Source organism: Kitasatospora sp. NPDC114501 (assembly GCF_055633695.1).
Map to the genome: position 1 here is coordinate 42,974 of NZ_JBVKDS010000008.1, position 16,672 is coordinate 59,645.

Genomic DNA, 16,672 nt, shown 5'->3' on the forward strand with positions numbered 1-16,672 from the left:
TCTGCGTCTGATTCCAGGTGAAGGCGGGCCCGAGCACACCATGCAGCTGCGCACGCTGCCGCTCAAGCGCCGTCGCCCCGCTCCGCCGGAGCCGGAGCCCGAGGAGTCGCTCTACCTCCCCGCGGACCCGCTGGACGAACTCGCCGAGCGCCTGCGCGACGTCTGCGCCGACGCCGTCCATCCGTACGAGATCGCGGCCTTCCTGGAGTCCGACGGCCTCTCGGACGAGCAGGCCGCCCTGCTGTACGGCCGCCCCGACGCGTTCACCGTCGCCGAGGAGCTGTTCGAGAAGGTCGAGCGCCGCTACCCCGGCCCGAGCTCCGAGTTCGCCAACCCCTGGCGGGCCGATCCCTGGCGCTGCGTGGTGCGCGGCCTGGTGTTCGCCCTGCCGGGGCTCGGCTACCTGCTCGGCGCCAACCTGTTCGCGACCACCCGGATGCGCTTCGGCCTGCCGTCGGGCATGCTCGCGCTGTCCGTCGCCACGCTGGTCAGCTGGGGCTTCAACCAGGCGCTGGCGCACCGCTCCTACCGCTGGCTGGGCCGGCTGCGCCGCCGCGAGGCGGCGGTCTGCCTGGCCGTCGGCGCCCCGCTCGGCGCGCTGGTCGCGGCGGCCGCCGCCTACCTGGTCGGCGGGCCGCTCGGCTCGCTGTACTTCGCCGCCGGGCAGTCCTGCTACCTCGGCGCGGCCACCGTGCTGCTGGTGCTGGGGCGGGAGAAGTTCCTGCTGCTGGCGCTGGCCCCGGCCTCGGTCGGCGCGGGCGTGGTGCTGGCGGTGGACGTCCCGCAGGTGGTCCGTACGGTCGTGCTGCTCGCCTCGCTGGCGCTGGCCGTCGGACTGGCCGTCCGGGAGCTGCTGGCCTGCGTCCGCGGCGGCGAACGCGAGTCCGGGGAGCTGAGGCTGCCGGTCCGCCAGGAGGTCCCGCACCTGCTGTTCGGCCTGGCCTGCGGCGCGCTCACGCTGATCGCCGGCCTCGGCGGGACCATCCACCAGGCCGTGCAGACCGGCGGCCACCCCGCGCAGGAGACCTCGACCACCCCGACCGGCCCGGCCATGATCGCGCTGACGCTCAGCCTGGGCCTCGCCGAGTGGCTGCTCTTCCGCTACCGGGCGCTGGCGGTGGCCGCGCTGCGCACCAGCCACACCAGCGGCCAGTTCTCCCGCCGAACCGGCGCGATCCTGTTCGGCTGCCTGTTCATCTACCTCACCACCGTGGCCGCGCTGGACGCCGCCGCGACCGTGCTGTGGCCCGGCGCCCCCGCGCTCGGCGTACCGCAGCTCGGCGCGATGCTGCTCCTCGGCGGCTCGCTCTGGCTGGCGCTGCTGCTGAACGCCTTCGGGTTCAGCTGGAGCACCGCCCTCGTCTGTCTGGCCGCCGCGGTCGCCGAGAGCGCCGGGCTGCTGGCAGGTGCGGACCCGATCGTCCTGCAGCTGATCGGCTGCGGGACGGCCGCCGTCGTCCTCACCGCACTCGCCGGGCCCGCGCTCGGCCGTACCACCCAGCACCGCTGAACACATCGAAAATCCCGCACGCCTCCCTTCGCGTGCACGTCGTACCCGCTCCACCTGAGACACCCACCGGGCCCCGGCGGCCGGCCACCACAACGCGTCGGACCGCCCCGGCAGATCGAGAAAGCGAAATCCGCATGAGCAGCGTCGCGGTTACCGGAGCCGAGGGCTTCATCGGCTCCCACCTCGTCGAGACCCTGGTCGCCGACGGGCACCACGTCCGCGCGATGGTCCAGTACAACTCGTTCTCGTCCTTCGGCTGGCTGGAGACCCTGCCCGAGGAGGTGCTGGACTCGGTCGAGATCGTCCTCGGCGACGTCCGGGACCCGGGCTCGGTCAACGGCCTGGTCAAGGGCACCGAGGCGGTCTACCACCTGGCCGCCCTGATCGCGATCCCCTACTCCTACCGCGCCCCCCACTCGTACGTGGACACCAACGTCACCGGCACCCTCAACGTGCTGGAGGCGGTGCGCCACCTGGAGATCCCCCGCCTGGTGCACACCTCCACGAGTGAGACCTACGGCACCGCGCAGACCGTGCCGATCACCGAGGACCACCCGATCAACACCCAGTCCCCGTACGCCGCCTCCAAGGCCGGCGGGGACCGGCTGGCCGACAGCTACCACGCCAGCTTCGAGACCCCGGTCGTCACCCTGCGCCCGTTCAACACCTTCGGCCCGCGCCAGTCGATGCGCGCCGTCATCCCGACCGTGATCGCCCAGGTCGCGGCCGGCCAGACCGAGATCACCCTCGGCGACCTGCGCCCGACCCGCGACTTCACGTTCGTCAAGGACACCGCCAACGCCTTCCGCACGGTGGGCACCGCGCCCGCCGAGGCCGTGGTCGGCCGGACCTTCAACGCCGGCACCGGCGGCGAGATCTCGGTCGGCGACCTGGTCACCCTGGTCGGCAAGCTGATGGGCGTGGACCTGGTGGTGAAGGAGGACGAGCAGCGCATCCGTCCGACCAACTCCGAGGTCATGCGCCTGGTCGCGGACGCGACCCGGCTGCGCGCGGCCACCGGCTGGGCCCCCGCCTTCAGCCTGGAGCAGGGCCTGGAGCAGACCATCGAGTTCTTCCGCGACCCGGCCAACCTGGCCCGGTACAAGACCGACATCTACAACGTCTGACCGCCGCGACCGAGCTTGCTCGTCCTGGTAACCAAGGTTCGTGTCCTGCACATCCGTTCCGTGGGGGAAACACATGCACGCAGTGATCCTGGCCGGCGGTAAGGGCGTCCGTCTCCGCCCGTACACCACCGCGCTTCCCAAGCCTCTCGTCCCGATCGGCGACCAGCACGCGATCCTGGAGATCGTGATGCGCCAGCTCGCCGCCGCGGGCTTCCAGACCGTCACCCTGGCCATCGGCCACCTCGGCCACATCATCCGCGCCTACGTCGGCAACGGCTCCCAATGGGGCCTGCGGGTCGGCTACGCCGTCGAGGACAGCCCGCTCGGCACCATGGGCCCGTTGCTCACCATGCAGGACCGCCTGCCCGAGCACTTCCTGGTGATGAACGGCGACATCCTGACCGACCTGGACTTCGCCGGGGTGCTCAAGCACCACGAGGCGTCCGACGCACCGCTGACCATCGCCACCTACGCCCGGCAGGTCAAGATCGACTTCGGCGTGCTGACCGCCGCCGAGGGCCGCATCACCGGCTTCCAGGAGAAGCCCAGCATCGACTACCGCGTCTCGATGGGCGTGTACGGCGTCTCCCGCTCGGCGCTCGCCAAGTACACCCCCGGCCTGCCGCTGGGCTTCGACGAACTGGTGCTGGACCTGCTGGCCGCCGGGACCCCGCCGTCCGCGTACGACTTCGGCGGCTACTGGCTGGACATCGGCCGGCCCGACGACTACGACCGGGCCAACGCCGAGTTCAACACCATCCGCCCGGTCCTGATGCCCTTCGAGTCGACCGGCATCACGTCCGACGTCGCGGAGCTGCCGATCCCGGCCGCCCGCACCGCGCCGGACGACCAGCCCGCCGAGCCCGCCGCCGCGGGCGTCGAGAGCGACGGACGGGCCGCGTGAGAATACTGCTCCTCGGCGGCGACGGCTTCCTCGGCCGTCACGCCACCGCCGTCCTGCGGTCACTGCCCGGTGCCACCGTGCTGACCGCGGGCCGGCGGCCCGCCCACGACCTCCGGCTGGACCTGGCCACCGCCCAGGCCGGCCCGCTCGGCGAGGAACTGTCCGCGCTGGCCCCCGACGTGGTGGTCAACTTCGCCGGCGCGGTGGCCGGCAGCGCGGTGAAGCTCGCCGAGGTGAACGCCCGCGGCCCGGCGGTGCTCTGCGAGGCGCTCTCCCTCGGTGCCCCGAAGGCACGTCTGGTGCACATCGGTTCGGCCGGCGAGTACGGCGTCTGCGCGCAGGGCGAGTCGCTCGCCGAGGACGCCGACGCCCGCCCGGTCGGCGTGTACGGCGCGACCAAGCTGGCCGGCTCCCTCGCGGTGGCCGGCTCGCCGCTCGACGCCGTGGTGCTGCGGGTGTTCAACCCGGTCGGCCACGGCGCCCCGGCGGGCTCGCTGCCCGGCCGGCTGGCCGCCGAGCTGCGCCGGGTGGCACCCGAGGGCGCCGACGGCGTGATCACGGTCGGCGACCTCTCCGCCTACCGCGACTTCGTCGACGCCCGGGACGTGGCGAGGGCGGTCGGCCTGGCCGTCACCGCCGACCGTCCGCTCCCCCGGGTGCTCAACCTGGCCTCCGGGCACGCCCGGCAGGTCCGGGCGATCGCCGACGGGCTGGTCGCCGCGGCCGGCTTCACCGGCCGGATCGACGAGAGCGGGGCGGGCTCCGAACGCTCGGCCGCGGTCTCCTGGCAGCAGGCCGACGTGTCGGCCGCCGCCCGGGAACTCGGCTGGCGGCCGGAGACGGACCTCGCCGACACCCTGCGCGACCTGTGGCTCGGCACCGCCGGGCCCACCCCCGACCCGGTGGTCGCATGACCGCCGGGCAGACCCCCGACGGCCGCCTGCTGGTGCCGCTGTACGTCCACCCCGCGGTGGACCCGGCGGCCTGGCGGGCGGTCGCCGCCGCCGACCCCGCCCGGATCGCCGCCGTCGTGCTCAACCTCGCCGACGGCCCGGGCGAGGTCCCGGACCACGTCTTCGCCGAGGCGGCGGACGAACTCCGCGCCGCCGGCCTGCCGTTGGTCGGCTACACCGACACCGACTACGGCCGCAGACCGCACGCCGCCGTGGTCGCCGACATCCTGACGTACCGCCAGCGGCACGGCATCACCGGCGTCTACCTCGACCAGGTGAGCACCCACCCGGGCGCGTTGGCGCACTACCGGCGGCTGGCCACGGCCGCCCGCGCGGCCGGCTGCGGCACCGTGGTGTTCGGCCACGGCGAGCACCCGGACCCGGGCTACGCCGAGGTCGGCCTGGCCGACCTGCTGGTCACCTTCGAGGGCGACTGGGACGCCTACCGCACCATGACGCTGCCGCTGTGGACCGGCCGCCACGCGGCCTCCCGCTTCTGCCACCTGGTCTACGACGTCCCCGCCGAGCACGCCCAGGACGCCGCCGCCCTGATCGCCGCCCGGCGAGCCGGCGTCGGCTGCGCCGTACCGGGAGCCGGGGAGAACCCCTGGCGCACCCTGCCGTACGGCCTGAACGCCGCCGAACTGACCTGACCCGATCCGGAGTCCGACTACCGTGAACCGCCGCAACCGGCTACTTCCGGCCGCCCTGGCCCTCGCCACCGCCACCGCCCTGCTGGTCAGCTCGTGCAGCAGCTCGGAATCGGAGGACGACCAGGACTCGGCCGACGGCACCCCGAGCAACTCCCCCGCGGCCACCGCGCCGAGCACCCCCGGCACCCCGGACGCGACCACCACCGCCCCGGGCACCCCGGCCCCCGCGTCCACCACCCCGGGCACCACCGCCCCGGCCCCGGGCACGCCCGGCGGCAGCCCGCCGCCCGCCACCCCGCCTGGCAGCCCGGCACCGCCGGCCGGCGCCCGCTGGCAGCCCACCCCGGGCCTGGCCTGGCAGTGGCAGCTAGGCGGCGGCGTCGTCGACCAGTCGGTGGACGTCCCGGTCTACGACATCGACGGCTTCGAGAACGACGCCTCGGTGGTGGCCGCGCTGCACGCCAAGGGCCGCAAGGTGATCTGCTACGTCAACGCCGGCTCCTGGGAGGACTTCCGCCCCGACTCCGCCGCCTTCGCCAAGTCCCTCCAGGGCTCGGACACCGGCTGGAAGGGCGAGAAGTGGTTCGACATCCGCAAGCTCGACCAGCTGAGGCCGCTGATGGCCGCCCGCTTCGACATGTGCAGGAGCAAGGGCTTCGACGCCGTCGAGCCGGACACCATCGAGGCCTACAACCAGAACAGCGGCTTCCCGCTGACCCCGGACGACCAGCTCAGGTACAACCGGATGCTGGCCCAGCTCGCCCACGAACGCGGCCTGGCCATCGGCCTGAAGAACGACCTGGACCAGATCCCGGCGCTGCTCGCGGACTTCGACTTCGCGGTCAACGAGGAGTGCGCGCAGTTCGACGAGTGCGACCGGGTCGCCCCCTTCGTGAAGGCGGGCAAGGCGGTCTTCCACGTCGAGTACAAGCTCGACACGGCCCAGTTCTGCGGCAAGGCCAAGTCGCTGGGCTTCAGCTCGATGCAGAAGAAGCTGGAGCTGAACGCCTGGCGCAAGCCCTGCTGACGCGTCGCGCGCCCGTCGCGCGGGTGACCCTCGGCCGGGTCACCCGCGCGAGGGTCACTTGACCGCCAGCCAGATGACGCCGCCCAGGACGACCAGCGCGACGACGGCGACCAGCGCGATCACGCCGGTGCGGCTGCCGCCCTTGCTGCTGCCGTAGGTGGAGACGGAGCCCGGTGCCTGCGGCGCCGGGGTCTCGTCGACGAACGCCCGGAACATCTGGGTGCTGCCGGCGGGGTCGTAGTCGTTGTCAGCCATGGCACGGACTCTAACGAATCGGCCCACCTCAGGCACACCCCGGACCCCCGTCGCGCGGGACACGCTTCCCCCACGTGCGACAGCGGTACGACAGCCTCGTGAAGACCTCGCGGTTCACGGAATGCCCGGCCGCGCGATCGGGTTGACTGCCACCATGACCGGAACCCACAGCCGGGTGAGCCTCGGCACCTCCGACCTGTCCGTCTTCCCGCTCTCGCTCGGCGGCAACGTCTTCGGCTGGACGGCCGACGAGCAGCAGTCCTTCGCCGTCCTGGACGCCTACGCGGCGGCCGGCGGCAACTTCGTCGACACCGCCGACGTCTACTCCGCCTGGGCCCCGGGCAACACCGGCGGCGAGTCCGAGACCGTCCTCGGCAACTGGCTGCGCAGCCGCGGCAACCGCGAGGACGTCGTGATCGCCACCAAGGTCGGCATGCTCGCCGAGCGCAGCGGCCTGGGCGCGGCCAACATCAAGGCCGCGGCCGAGGACTCGCTGCGCCGCCTGGGCGTCGAGCGGATCGACCTCTACTACACCCACCGGGACGACGACACCCCGGTCGAGGAGTTCGTCACCGCGCTGGACGAACTGGTCCGCGAGGGCAAGGTCCGGGCGGTCGCCGCCTCCAACATCTCCGCCGAGCGGCTCACCGAGGCGCTGGCCTTCGCCGAGCGCGAGGGCCTGGCGAAGTACGTCGCGGTCCAGCCGCACTACAACCTGGTCTCCCGCGGCACCTTCGAGGGCCCGCTGGCGGACGTGGTCGCCGAGCACGGCCTGGCCACCGTCCCGTACTACGCGCTGGCGTCCGGCTTCCTCACCGGCAAGTACCGCCCGGGCGCCGAGGGCGTGGACAGCGCCCGCGCCGAGGGCGCCGCCCGCTACCTCGCCGAGCCGCGCGGCCCCAAGGTGCTGGAGGCGCTGGACACCGTCGCCGCCGAGCTGGAGGTGGAGCCCGCCTCCGTCGCCCTGGCCTGGCTCGCCGCCCGGCCGACGGTCGCCGCCCCGATCGCCAGTGCCCGCACCGTCGAGCAGCTCCCGCCGCTGCTGGCCGGCGCCACCCTGGAGCTCACCCCGGAGCAGACCGCGCTGCTGGACGCCGCCTCCGCCTGAGCCCCGGCCCGGCACCCCACCGTGCCGTGCACCGCAGGCCGCGGACCCGCCCCGCCCGGGGCGCGGTCCGCGGCCTGCGGCGGTCCGGACGCATCCGCCCGTCCGGGAACCATCGGGCACGGTGACAAGTCATGGTCAATGAACCATCAAGCACGCATCAAGACTTCACTCGCACAACGCCGACACGGGGGACGCTTTGGCCGACAATCCTGCCTGGGACGGTCTGTTCGACGACGAGGACCGCAAACGGTACGCGGGCCTGCAACTCAACTCCGCGGGCGGCAGCGGGGGCGGCGGCGGCAAGGTGACCGTCAGCCCCGCCGACCTGAAGGCGCGGGCCGGCACCGTCGACGAGATCAAGGGCAACTTCCACACCGTCGACGACACCGCCGACGAGAAGACCACCGCCGCCTACGGCGCGCTGACCAGTTGGCAGACCGGCCCGGAGCTGCGCAACCGCTCCATCCGCTGGGACAGCCAGGTCGCCACCCTCGGCAACCTCCTCTACGACATCGCCCAGCGGCTGCGGAAGACCGCCGACCAGTACACGGCGACCGAGAACGCCAACAAGCAGAACCTGTCCGGCGGGAACTGAGGGGGCCACCACCGTGCTGAGCTACGAGATCGTCCGCAACGCCAAGATCGAACCGCTGCACGCGGCCGCCGAGGAGTGGAAGACGCTCCAGGCCCGCTACGTCGGCCTGAAGGACCGGCTGACCAGCGAGGTCGCCAACAAGCTGGCCGCCGGCTGGGAGGGCGAGGCCGCCACCCAGGCCCGCACGCAGATCCAGAAGGCCGCCGAGCAGCTCGACGCCGCCGGCAAGGAGTCCGCCGACATCGCCGGGCTGCTCGCCGACGCCGCGCAGCAGTTCACCGCCGCGCAGAACCTGCTCAAGAAGATCGCCGACGAGGACGGCCCCGCCGACAACCTGAAGGTCGACGGCACCGGCAAGGTCACCGACGTCCACCCGCTGCTCCACGACAAGACCGCGCAGCACGACCCGGACTACCAGACGGTGTTCCTGCCCCAGCGCAGGCAGGCGGTGGAGAACCTGGTCCACAGCCTCGAAGCGGCGCTCCAGCAGGCCGCCGACGCGGACCAGGCCGCCGCCTGGGCGCTGCGCTCGGACCCGAACGGCGCGAACGACCACTCGTTCAACGCCAACGGCTACCACAGCCTCAAGGAGGCCACCGAGGCCCGCAAGGACCTCTCCGACGCGCTCGCCCTGGCCGGAAAGGGCGGCGACCTCTCGGTCGAGGAGCTGACCAGGCTCAACTCCCTGCTGGAGAAGCGCAAGAACGACCCGGCGTTCGCCGAGCAGTTCGCCACCACGCTCGGCCCGCGCGGCACCCTGGACTTCTGGCGCGACGTCAACGACCCGACGAAGTTCCCCGGGGGGTACAGCAAGGAACGCAACGAGGCCATGAAGAAGCTCCAGGCCTCGCTGGGCGTGACCCTGGGCACCGCCACCCAGAGCCACTCCCAGGCCATGCAGGACTGGGAGAACGAGATGATCAAGCTCGGTCCCCAGCTCGTGGCGCGGGAACACGGCGGCCCGCTGCCGCGGGGCTACCAACTGATGAGCAGCCTGATGCGCTCCGGCGAGTACGACACCGACTTCCTCAACGCCTACGGCGGCGGCCTGCTCAAGTTCGAGCGCAGCGCCCAGACGACTCCGCAGGGGCTCTGGTCGCCCGACTCCACCCAGCCGAGGTGGGACTACCTCACCGAGGGCCGCGGTGGCGACGCCGTGGGCGGCTTCCTGGAGTCCCTCAGCCACAACCCGCAGGCCTCCACCCGCTTCCTGGACCCGGGCGACCCCCGCACCAACGACCACCTGAAGTACCTGCTGGACGACCGCCGTTGGCCGGAGGAGATCGACCGGCACGCCAAGTACGTCCAGGACAAGCACTCGCTCGGCCTGGCCATCGAGGCCGCCGCCACCGGCGACCGGGCGGGCCAGGAGGACGGCGTCCGGCACCACAGCGAGGCGCAGGCCCGGGTGATGCGCGACTCGATCAACATGCTGGACGGCGGCATCAAGAACGAGGGGCTCCCGGCCGGCATGCAGCGCCCGATAGCCAACGCGCTGGCCGACTACGCCGCCGACACCCACGACATCCTGTCCGGCTCCAACCGCGCCGCCAAGGACCACTCGGGCGAGGACGCCAGCGGCGTCTGGGTCGACCCGGTCACCGGGGAGACCAGGATGGCCACCGACAAGGGCTCCCTGATCCGGGTCCTGCGCGGTGTCGCCGACGACCCCGAGTCCCACCACATCGTCCAGCAGGCCGAGATGGTGCACGTCGCCCAGCAGCTCGCCGAACTCCCGCCGAACGTGAGCGAGAAGGAGTGGAAGGGCGTGATGGCCAACTCCTCGGTCGCCCTCGGCGTGTACGACGCCGTCCAGGCCGACGCCATCCTCGACCAGCGCGACGACGACACCAAGGTCGCGGCCTGGCGGGCCAAGGGCATGTACCAGGGCATCGGCACGCCGCTGAAGCTGGTCCCGGTCCCCGGCGTGGCGGACATGGCGCAGAGCCTGCTCGGCAGCGGGATCATGGGGTGGCAGATGAACGCCACCGAGGAGATCAACGCGACCGCGGCCGGCAAGATCGAGGAGAACACCCTCACCGGCGCCAACGGCCGCAGCGGACACGAGGGGATCAGCGCCATGGTCGAGAAGTGGCAGCAGCAGCGGGCCGGTCTCAACCCGGACGCCCCCGCCGTCGACTGGGACGAGCAGCAGATGCGGACGATCTACAACACCGGTCGCAGCGACGCCGCGTCCGCCCTCGGCCGCGGAGGCGAGAACAAGTGACGCCCGAGCCCGCGGAACCGCGCGGGGCCCGTCGGCGGTGGCGGCTCCCGGTCGCCGCCGCCGTCGGGCTGGTCCTCGCCGCCGGCGCGGTGTTCTACCTGGGCGGCGGGTACGACCGCTGGCAGGACGGCCGCTCGCTGGCCGGGCTCTGCCACGGCAGCGTGGACGCCGCCGAGGTCAAGGCCCTGCTCGGGGTGGACCGGGTGCGCGGCAAGGACGCCGGGGCGCCCGAGGGCCTGGCCTCCTGCTCCGTGGGCAACGCCGGGAGTCCCGGCAACGGCTACCTGGACGTCCGGATCGACCGGGGCCCGGAGGGGGTCGGCACGGCACTGCACGCGCTGGGCCGGGACCGCCCGAGCCTCGCCACCGGCATGGTGATGCCGCTCGGCCACGGCCGCCGGGGCGTGCTGGACCTCCAGGGCCGGGCCGGCGCGACCGCCGTGGTCGCCCTGGACTGCCCGGGCCAGGGCAAGGAGGGGCTGCTGGTCACCGCCCACACCGTCCCCGCCGGCGGCGACCACCTCCTCGACGACCCGGCCCAGCGCGCCCGGTTCGCCCGGATCGCCGCCCGCGCCGCGGACGGGGCGGCCCGGGTCTGGGGCTGCACCGCCTCCTCCGGCCCGGAGATCACCGAGGTCCCCGCGGACACCCGGTACGTCAAGGTCCCGGACGGCGCGGCGAGCGGCACCTGCGCCGGGCTGCCCGGCGCCGTCAACGAGTCACCGGCGGACCCGAACGCCCCCGTCGAGGACTGCTTCCTGTACGCCGGCCAGGACGCCCCGCGCTTCCGCCTGGGCGCGTACTACCCGCCGTTCGCGGACGGTCTCCCGGCCGTCGCGGACTACCCGGTCACCGGCCCTGCCGGCGGCAAGGACGGCCTGGCCTGGGCCACCGCCGCCTGCCCCGGCGGAGCCACCGCCCTCTTCACGGTGGACACGGTGTTCGACGGGAACCGGGCCGCCGCACCCGACCCGGCCCTGGAGAAGGACGCCCTGCGCGCCTTCGCCACCCGCTCCGCCCAGCGCCACGGCTGCTCGGCGCCGCAACTGCCCTGAGACGACTGCCCTGGGACGACTTCCCCGGGACCACGGAACGGGCCCTCGGCGGTATCACACCGCCGGGGCCCGTCACCGTTCCCGTGGCTACGGCCGCCCGAAGTGGGTCGGGTGGTAGCCCGCGCTGAGCGTCGAGACCCGGACGGTCGTGCCCGGCCGCGGCGCCTCCACGAACGTGCCGCCGCCCAGGTAGATCCCCACGTGGTGGATGCCGGAGGCCCGGCCGCTGTCGGACCAGAACACCAGGTCGCCGCGGCGCAGCTGCCCGGCGCTGATCGGCGTGGTCGCCGCGTACTGGTCGTCGGCCACCCTCGGCAGGCTGATCCCCGCGCGCCGGTAGGCCTGCTGGACCAGTCCCGAACAGTCGTAGCCGGACGGGCCGTTGCCGCCCCAGACGTACGGCTTGCCGAGCTGGGCGAGCGCGTAGTCGACGGCCGACTCCAGGCTCCCGGAGGCCGGGACGGATTTCGACGACGGACGGCTCGCGGGGGGCGCGGGCTGCGCGGGGGCCTGGGCCGAACCGCCGCCGGACTGCCCGGTGCGGCTGGCGTAGACGCCGTAGTGGCTGGTCCAACGCCACTCGCCGCTGCCGTTCTTGAACCAGTACTTCGACCCGTCCCAGCCCTGGCGCATCCCGGCGGAGGAGGCCGAGCCGTTGGAGACGGTCCGGTCGGCGGGGCCGGCCGAGCCGCCGGACTGCCCGGTGCGGCTCGCGTAGACGTCCTGGTGGCTGGTCCAACGCCACTCGCCGGAGCCGTTCTTGAACCAGTACTTCGACCCGTCCCAGCCCTGCTTCCCGGCCGCGGCGTGCGCGGATCCGGCGCCGGCCGTCAGGCCGACGACGCCGGCGCCCGCCAGCACGGTGGTGGCCAGACAGGTGTTCCGCACGGCCCGGTGTATTCGGCCGCCGCCGGCCGCCGCCGCGGAGCGGGCGGGGCGCGGCCGGACGACGCAGTGGGGGCAGCCGCAGTCCGCGATCGCGGGAATGCCGCCGAGGCTCTCCTCGAAGCCGATCAGCCCGGGATCGTCCTCGGTTCCGACTGCGCCGACTGCGCCGTCGGTGCCAGCGGTGACAGCGGTGACGGCGGGTTCGGCGTACGGGCCGGTGGCTATCCTCATGCGGGTCGTCCTTCCTTCCGTCCGGCACGGACGGCCGGGGGCGGTACCGAGGCGGCCACTCCGGCCGGGGCGACGAAGGCGACCAGCAGCTGTTCCATCAGCGCGCTGCGGGCGGCCTCGTCCAGTTCGTGCGCGGTCGCCCGCTCCAGGCGGCGGACGGCGAGCGCCGCCGCCTCCACCGCGTCGTCCACCAGCACCGTGCGCAGGCCCGCGTCCAGGTCGGCCAGCCGGCGCCGGCGCATCGACTCGGCCACCTCGGGCGCGTAGTCCAGGGCCAGCGGCTGCACCGAGTACACCTCCAGGCCGGCCGGGGCGACCTCGGCGGCCAGCGCCCTGGTCATCTCGTCGGCGAACCACTGCCCGTCGCGCAGCGCGGGACCGGGCCCCGCGTTGCTGTCGCAGGGCAGGGTGGACGCCGTGCGGGTGAGCACCGCCTGGACCTGCTCGCGCAGGTAGCTCTCGTGGTCCTCGATCGCCAGCAGCGCCCGCGCGGTGTCCTTGACCCGCCAGACGATCAGCAGCCGGACCACGATCGGCGTGCCGGTGCGGTCCACCACCTTGACCGGCTCGCTGCGCCAGTGCCGCAGCCGCACGTCCACCCGGCGGCGGCGCAGCAGCGGGTTGACCCAGACCAGGCCGGTCCGGCGGACGGTGCCCCGGTAGCGGCCCCAGCGGGTCAGCACCCGGGTCTCGCCGCCCGCGTTGGCCAGCAGCCCGGCGAGCGCGAGCACCGCCAGCAGGCCGGCCGCGGCCGCCGCGGCGACCCACCGCGCGTCCACCTCGACCAGACCGCTCCTCTTCGCGGCGGCGCCGCGCAGGTCGGGCAGCGCGTCCCAGTACGGGATGACGCCGGTGCGCAGCAGGACGAGCAGCACGCCGGCCACGCCGATCAGCACCGCCAGCAGGGCGATCCAGCCGGGCACCGCGGTGGCGCGCTGCTCGCGCAGCGCCTGGTCGGCGCGCGGCGGTCGGCGGGAGGTGGTCGCGGTCGGGGCTCCGACCGTCGTGGCGTCCAGGAGTTCGACGGTCTCCGGGGCGACGGTCTCCAGCGGGTCGGGCAGGTCCGCCGGAGCGCCCGGTGAGGGGTTCGGGACGACCGCCAGCGGGGTGGTCGCCGGGCCGCTGTCGGCCGGGCCGCCCGGCTTGACGGTCCTGACGGCCGTGGCTCTGGCCAGCGGGCTGGAGCCGGAACGTTCCGGCAGGGCCGGCGGGAGTGCCTTGGGCGGGTTGTCGGGTCGCTGCGAAGAATCGCGGGTGACGTCCATGCACGGGTCCTCTGGGTCGGTGTGTCGCGCAACGGGCGGCCCGGATCTGACGGGCAGTGCCAGGGTCAGGCTAAGTTCATACGTCATCAAATGCGACATTTGACCGAGGTGTGTCGACATTTACTGACGAATCATCCAAAGCCGACCTGACGCGCAGGCACATGAACTGATGGTCGGGACAGTTCGGCGCGGTTCAGCGCCGAGGAGCACCGGCCCTACGGGCGAACACCCGACGGGTGATCAGTCCGAGACCGGTGAGCACCAGCAGGACTCCGGCGAGTCCACCGCGCCAGCCGGCCTCCCCGGGCCGACCGGACGCACCCTGCGCGGCCTCCGCCGGCGGCGCCGCCAACGGCCGGTCCGCCTCCCCGGCCCGCTCGGCGGAGTCCGCCGGATCGGCGGGCCCGGCGAGTCCGACGAGGCCGACGGCTCCGGCCGGCGCGGGCACGGACCTCACCGCGGCGACGGCCGTCGGCGAGGTGCCGACGCCGCCTGCCGGAGCCGAGGAGACGATCGCGGCGGTCGAAGGGGTCGGGACGACGGGCCCGGTGGAGGCGGCGGACCCTGCGGGCACGGTGGACCCGGCCGGCACGGTGGCCGCGAGGGCCGCCGGGCTCGGCTCGGCGGGACTCGACGGCACCGGCTTCGGCGCCGCCTGGCTCGACACCGTCGACGGTGCCCCCGCCGTCGCCACCGCCGTCGCCGACGGACTGGGCCGAGCCGAGGCCGAGGCCGAGGCCGACCGTGTCGGGCTCACGGCCACCGGGCTCGGCGTCCCCGAGGCCGCCGTACTCGGCGTCGCCGGGTCGGGCACCGCCTTCGCCGTGGCGACCCGCACCAGCACCGCTCCCGCCGAGACCCCGTTCCCCGCCCGGTCGGTCGCCGTGACGATCAGCCACTGCTCACCGTCCGCCAGGTCCCGGTTGGCCGTGCAGCTCCAACTCCCGTCGAACGCCGCCGTCGCCCCGCACAGCACCGTCCGCCGCTCCTGCTCCGAGCCCGCCACGGCCCGCGCCGTGACCAGCACGTCCACGCCCGGATCCGCCCGGCCGACCAGCTTCGGCCGACTGACCCGCACCGTCTCCCCGGAGGCCGGCGAGGTGAGCACCGGACCGGTCGGCAGGCCGGTGTCGACGACCAGCGCGACCGGCTGACCGGCCGTCCGGTTCCCCGCCATGTCGACCGCGACCGGGGCGAGCAGGTGCTTCCCGTCCGTCAGGTTCTCGACCGGCAGGCAGGACCACCGGCCGTCCGCCGGCACCCCCGTGATGCAGAGGTCCTCGCCCGAGTCCTGGTCGACGACCATGACGGTGCTGCCCGGCTCGCCGGTGCCGGTGAGCCGCAGCCCCGGGTCGTTGGTGTACGCGGGGACGATGAGCGTGGGGGCGCCCGGCGGCACCGTCTTCACGCTGACCCCGACCGGTTCGCCGCGCACCGCAACGCCTCCGTCGGCGCTCTCCACCGGCGTGAGGGCGTGCGGACCGGCGGCCAGCTCCGTGTCGGGGCGGCAGGACCAGTCGCCGTCGTGCCCCACCTCGGCCGTGCAGAGCACGGTGTCGCCCTCCCGGACCTCCACCGTGGCGCCGGACGCCGCGCCCCGGCCGCTGATCCGCGGGCGGGCGTCGGCGAGAACGGCACCGTCGACCGGCTCGGTGATCTCCGGCCGGGCCGCGGTGGCGCCCGGCCCCGGGGCGGCGTCGAAACCGAAGCGGACCCGGAGCCCGGCGGGCAGCACCGCCCGCTGCTCGGCGGACCAGGTGCCGGGGGCCTGCCGGGCCGCCGCGAGTGGGGTGCTCCACGTGGTCAGCAGCCCGGTCGCGAGGACGGCCAGGGCGGCAGCCGTACGGGAAAACTGTCGGCTCATCCGGCTCTCCTTCGCGGTCGGCTGCCGGGTGGTGGGCAGTCTGCACAAGATCCGACAAAAAGGAATCACGATCCTGAGCCGGTCATACTGCGACACCTGTGCTTTTGGCCGTGTCCCACCCGTTCGGCGGTCATCCGGGTGGCAGGACGGGATGTACCCGAAACAGCTGCATTTCATCCATTAGGCGGCAATCGGCACCACCCGAACGGACGCGGGATCGGGTGCTCCGGACCCATGCGGGCGACACCCGCTTCCGGGACGGATCCATCCACCGGACGGCTCTGTTCGATTCGCCGGCCGGGCACCCCGGAGAACGGGAGAAGCCCCCGGCCGGTGGCCGGGGGCTTCTCGATGGTGCGCTCAGCAGGATTCGAACCTGCAACCTCTTGATCCGTAGTCAAGTGCTCTATCCGTTGAGCTATGAGCGCAAGGAACGGGCGAACCCGATCTTGCGGAGTTTGGTGCGCTCAGCAGGATTCGAACCTGCAACCTCTTGATCCGTAGTCAAGTGCTCTATCCGTTGAGCTATGAGCGCTCGCCCTGGTGAACGTCGTCCCCGGGGCGTTGCGTGGACAACATTACATGACCTGCGGCGTAGGACGAAATCGGTTGATCCGGGCTCCGCCCGGCCCCTCCGACTCCTTCCCGGCGTCGCCGGAGCCGCTCCCCGGAGCACCCCGGGACCATCCGCCGGGCCGACCGCCGAGCCACCCGCGACCAGCCGCCGGGCCGCCCGGGTCCTCCCCGGGAACGCGAAGAGCCCCCGCCGACGAGATCGTCGACGGGGGCTCCCGACTGGCGGAGGCTGAGGGATTTGAACCCTCGATCAGGAATAACCCCGAAACCGCATTAGCAGTGCGGCGCCATAGACCGGACTAGGCGAAGCCTCCCCACATGGACCGTTCCCGCGCGAGCGGAACCGTTCCGTGTGTCAGTGATGATGCCACAACCGTGGGGCTTGGCACCAACCACCGCCAACGTTACTAGGCGGGTCGTCCCCGCCGCAAAGA

13 protein-coding genes, 3 tRNA genes and 1 pseudogene are annotated in these 16,672 nt (G+C 73.5%); 10 read left to right on the forward strand and 7 right to left on the reverse strand.

Going from position 1 to position 16,672, the window contains the following annotated elements; genetic code table 11:
• Positions 1-40 precede the first annotated feature (40 nt).
• The 6 genes and pseudogenes from ACZ7RU_RS16320 (at position 41) to ACZ7RU_RS16345 (ending at position 6,174) form a co-directional block, all read left to right on the forward strand.
• The gene (locus ACZ7RU_RS16320) at positions 41-1,510 is read left to right on the forward strand and encodes a hypothetical protein (RefSeq protein ID WP_470341613.1); all 1,470 of its coding nucleotides are present in this window, start codon (positions 41-43) and stop codon (positions 1,508-1,510) included.
• A gap of 134 nt (positions 1,511-1,644) precedes the next feature.
• Positions 1,645-2,637, forward strand: coding sequence for an SDR family NAD(P)-dependent oxidoreductase (locus ACZ7RU_RS16325; RefSeq protein WP_470341614.1), 993 nt, complete (start codon positions 1,645-1,647; stop codon positions 2,635-2,637).
• A 73-nt stretch (positions 2,638-2,710) separates the two neighbouring features.
• Positions 2,711-3,412: pseudogene (locus ACZ7RU_RS16330) on the forward strand (nucleotidyltransferase family protein); the annotation flags it as partial.
• A gap of 125 nt (positions 3,413-3,537) precedes the next feature.
• The gene (locus ACZ7RU_RS16335) at positions 3,538-4,455 is read left to right on the forward strand and encodes an NAD-dependent epimerase/dehydratase family protein (RefSeq protein WP_470341615.1); all 918 of its coding nucleotides are present in this window, start codon (positions 3,538-3,540) and stop codon (positions 4,453-4,455) included.
• A complete protein-coding gene (locus tag ACZ7RU_RS16340) occupies positions 4,452-5,147 on the forward strand; it encodes a spherulation-specific family 4 protein (RefSeq protein ID WP_470341616.1) in 696 nt (231 codons plus the stop codon). Before ACZ7RU_RS16335 ends, ACZ7RU_RS16340 begins: the two co-directional genes overlap by 4 nt.
• A 22-nt stretch (positions 5,148-5,169) precedes the next feature.
• The gene (locus tag ACZ7RU_RS16345) at positions 5,170-6,174 is read left to right on the forward strand and encodes an endo alpha-1,4 polygalactosaminidase (protein ID WP_470341617.1); all 1,005 of its coding nucleotides are present in this window, start codon (positions 5,170-5,172) and stop codon (positions 6,172-6,174) included.
• A 54-nt stretch (positions 6,175-6,228) separates the two neighbouring features.
• Here ACZ7RU_RS16345 and ACZ7RU_RS16350 read toward each other — a convergent pair whose 3' ends face one another.
• Positions 6,229-6,429 carry a hypothetical protein gene (locus ACZ7RU_RS16350; protein ID WP_470341618.1) on the reverse strand — a complete coding sequence of 67 codons (201 nt, stop codon included), beginning with the start codon at positions 6,427-6,429 and terminating at the stop codon, positions 6,229-6,231.
• A gap of 154 nt (positions 6,430-6,583) precedes the next feature.
• On the opposite strand from ACZ7RU_RS16350, the gene ACZ7RU_RS16355 reads away from it, so the two are divergent.
• The 4 genes from ACZ7RU_RS16355 to ACZ7RU_RS16370 all read left to right on the forward strand — a co-directional run bounded on the left by ACZ7RU_RS16355 (position 6,584) and on the right by ACZ7RU_RS16370 (position 11,414).
• Positions 6,584-7,537: an aldo/keto reductase gene (locus tag ACZ7RU_RS16355; protein ID WP_470341619.1), complete on the forward strand. Its 954-nt coding sequence runs from the start codon at positions 6,584-6,586 to the stop codon at positions 7,535-7,537.
• A gap of 196 nt (positions 7,538-7,733) precedes the next feature.
• The gene (locus ACZ7RU_RS16360; RefSeq protein WP_470341620.1) at positions 7,734-8,132 is read left to right on the forward strand and encodes a WXG100 family type VII secretion target; all 399 of its coding nucleotides are present in this window, start codon (positions 7,734-7,736) and stop codon (positions 8,130-8,132) included.
• 13 nt (positions 8,133-8,145) lie between these two features.
• Positions 8,146-10,359 (forward strand): PPE domain-containing protein, encoded by a 2,214-nt coding sequence (locus tag ACZ7RU_RS16365; RefSeq protein ID WP_470341621.1) that lies wholly within the window; start codon positions 8,146-8,148, stop codon positions 10,357-10,359.
• The gene (locus tag ACZ7RU_RS16370; protein WP_470341622.1) at positions 10,356-11,414 is read left to right on the forward strand and encodes a hypothetical protein; all 1,059 of its coding nucleotides are present in this window, start codon (positions 10,356-10,358) and stop codon (positions 11,412-11,414) included. Before ACZ7RU_RS16365 ends, ACZ7RU_RS16370 begins: the two co-directional genes overlap by 4 nt.
• Before the next feature lie 87 nt (positions 11,415-11,501).
• Here the strand turns inward: ACZ7RU_RS16370 and ACZ7RU_RS16375 are convergent, their stop codons facing one another.
• From ACZ7RU_RS16375 to ACZ7RU_RS16400, 6 genes are all read right to left on the reverse strand, one after another.
• Positions 11,502-12,533 carry a C40 family peptidase gene (locus ACZ7RU_RS16375; protein WP_470341623.1) on the reverse strand — a complete coding sequence of 344 codons (1,032 nt, stop codon included), beginning with the start codon at positions 12,531-12,533 and terminating at the stop codon, positions 11,502-11,504.
• The gene (locus tag ACZ7RU_RS16380; protein ID WP_470341624.1) at positions 12,530-13,798 is read right to left on the reverse strand and encodes an SPFH domain-containing protein; all 1,269 of its coding nucleotides are present in this window, start codon (positions 13,796-13,798) and stop codon (positions 12,530-12,532) included. The genes ACZ7RU_RS16375 and ACZ7RU_RS16380 overlap by 4 nt, the downstream gene beginning before the upstream one ends.
• A gap of 193 nt (positions 13,799-13,991) precedes the next feature.
• Positions 13,992-15,662 (reverse strand): Ig-like domain-containing protein, encoded by a 1,671-nt coding sequence (locus tag ACZ7RU_RS16385; RefSeq protein WP_470341625.1) that lies wholly within the window; start codon positions 15,660-15,662, stop codon positions 13,992-13,994.
• A 352-nt stretch (positions 15,663-16,014) separates the two neighbouring features.
• Positions 16,015-16,090: transfer RNA gene (locus ACZ7RU_RS16390), tRNA-Arg, on the reverse strand.
• A 31-nt stretch (positions 16,091-16,121) separates the two neighbouring features.
• Positions 16,122-16,197, reverse strand: a tRNA-Arg gene (locus tag ACZ7RU_RS16395).
• A 261-nt stretch (positions 16,198-16,458) separates the two neighbouring features.
• A tRNA-Ser gene (locus ACZ7RU_RS16400) sits at positions 16,459-16,552 on the reverse strand.
• Positions 16,553-16,672: the final 120 nt, after the last annotated feature.